Origin of the sequence: Lysobacter enzymogenes (assembly GCF_017168095.1) — a bacterium.
Taxonomy (GTDB): domain Bacteria; phylum Pseudomonadota; class Gammaproteobacteria; order Xanthomonadales; family Xanthomonadaceae; genus Lysobacter; species Lysobacter enzymogenes_D.
In genome coordinates, this window is sequence record NZ_LXSD01000214.1 from 1 (window position 1) to 1,708 (window position 1,708).

The window sequence follows — 1,708 nt, forward strand, 5'->3', positions numbered from 1 at the left end:
GACCGGCGCGCCGGCCGCGGCCGGGACCGTCCCCAGGGACGCCGCGGCCGGGCCGCCGCCCACCGGCCCGCCCGGCATGGCCGGAGTCGGGGACCGCTGGGGGAGTAGGATTAAATTAGGCTCGAAACCGTCATCGCGTTAGTACATTACTGCCGCATCATTGCCCGATCCTGCAATTCGGCCGAAGCGGCACAGTCTCAGGCCAGATTCGTACCGATAATCGCAAGCGTCAGCCCGCCCCCGGGAAGCCATGAGCGCCAATACTTCCGCCGATACCATCGCCCAGCGCGGGCATTGCGCGGCGCAGGCCGAGCTGGTGGACCGGATTGCCCGATTGACGGTCGCCGGCGACGGCGTGCACGAGACCCAGGTGCGCCCGCTGCACCTGATCCGGATGGGCGCGCCGACCGAGTGCTCGCCGTCGGTGTACGAGCCGCGCCTGTGCGTGGTCGCGCAGGGCCGCAAGGTGGTGACCCTGTCCGACCGCGTCTACCACTACGACCCGCTCAACTACCTGGTGGTGTCGGTGACCCTGCCGATGATCGGGCAGGTGATCGAGGCGACCCCGGACAAGCCCTACCTGTGCCTGCGCATCGACATCGATCCGGCCGAGATCGCGCGCCTGATCGTCGATGCGGGGCAGGCGCCGCCGAACGAACACAGCGGCGTCGACCTCGGCCTGTACGCGGCCAAGGTCAACACCACGCTGATGGACGCGGTGCTGCGGCTGATGCGCCTGCTCGACACGCCGCAGGATCTGCCGGTGCTGGCGCCGATGGCGCTGCGCGAGATCTTCTACCGCGTGCTGATGGGCGACCTCGGCCACCGCCTGCGCGCGCTGGCGCTGACCGACAGCCGCTCCAGCCGCATCGCCAAGGCGGTGACCATGCTGCGCCAGCGCTATCTGCTGCCGCTGTGCATCGAAGACCTCGCCGACGAACTGCACATGAGCACCTCGTCGCTGCACCACCAGTTCAAGGCGGTGACCACGATGTCGCCGCTGCAGTTCCAGAAGCACCTGCGCCTGCACGAGGCGCGCCGGCTGATGATGATCGACGGCATGGAGGCGGTGACCGCCGCGCACCGCGTCGGTTACGAAAGCCCGTCGCAGTTCTCGCGCGAGTACAAGCGCCTGTTCGGCGCGCCGCCGCGCGCGGAAACGATCCTGGCGCGCGGCGCGCCGCAGGGCTGAGCCGCGGCGCGATCGTTGCGGATGAAACCGGTGGCGCCGCCGGGTTTTCGGCCTCGCTTTCGACGTCTTGATGCAAACGCGCGAACGCGGCGCGATTTGCCGCGCGTGGACACAACGCATCCGCGCGCCTTCCCCCTATCGCCGCCTTCATGGCGATTCGTTCTTTAGCCAATCCGACGCCCGCGTAGGGGGATCGCGCGGCGAGCGCGTTTGAGTCTGTGAGCGCGCAAGAAATGCGCAACTTCTCGCGCTCCATTCCACCTTCTATTTCTTTCGCAGGCACCCGGCGCTGAGGCCGGGCGCTGCGAGGCGGACGGCTGCGCGCGTTCGGTACGCGCCCGCCTTCGTTCAAACGCACACAGGAACCGGTTAATGAACAAGCCTGCTTCGAAGAAGTTCGTCGTGCTCGGTCTGGCCGCGGCCTGCGCCACGGTCGTGTTGTGGATGCGCCAGGAAGCGCCGCCGGCGGCGGTGGGCGTCGCCGGCGCGGCGGCCTCGGGCGCGACCGCGCGCGCC

At 69.1% G+C, this 1,708-nt stretch carries 1 protein-coding gene; it reads left to right on the top strand.

The window, feature by feature from the left end; translation table 11 throughout:
- The first annotated feature begins 250 nt into the window (after nt 1–250).
- Nucleotides 251–1,192 carry an AraC family transcriptional regulator gene (locus tag A7A76_RS05430; protein WP_206410237.1) on the top strand — a complete coding sequence of 314 codons (942 nt, stop codon included), beginning with the start codon at nt 251–253 and terminating at the stop codon, nt 1,190–1,192.
- Nucleotides 1,193–1,708: the final 516 nt, after the last annotated feature.

Coding starts and splice junctions, on each gene's coding strand:
- A7A76_RS05430 (WP_206410237.1), top strand. CDS start 251: ATGAGCGCCAATACTTCCGCCGATACCATCGCCCAGCGCGGGCATTGC.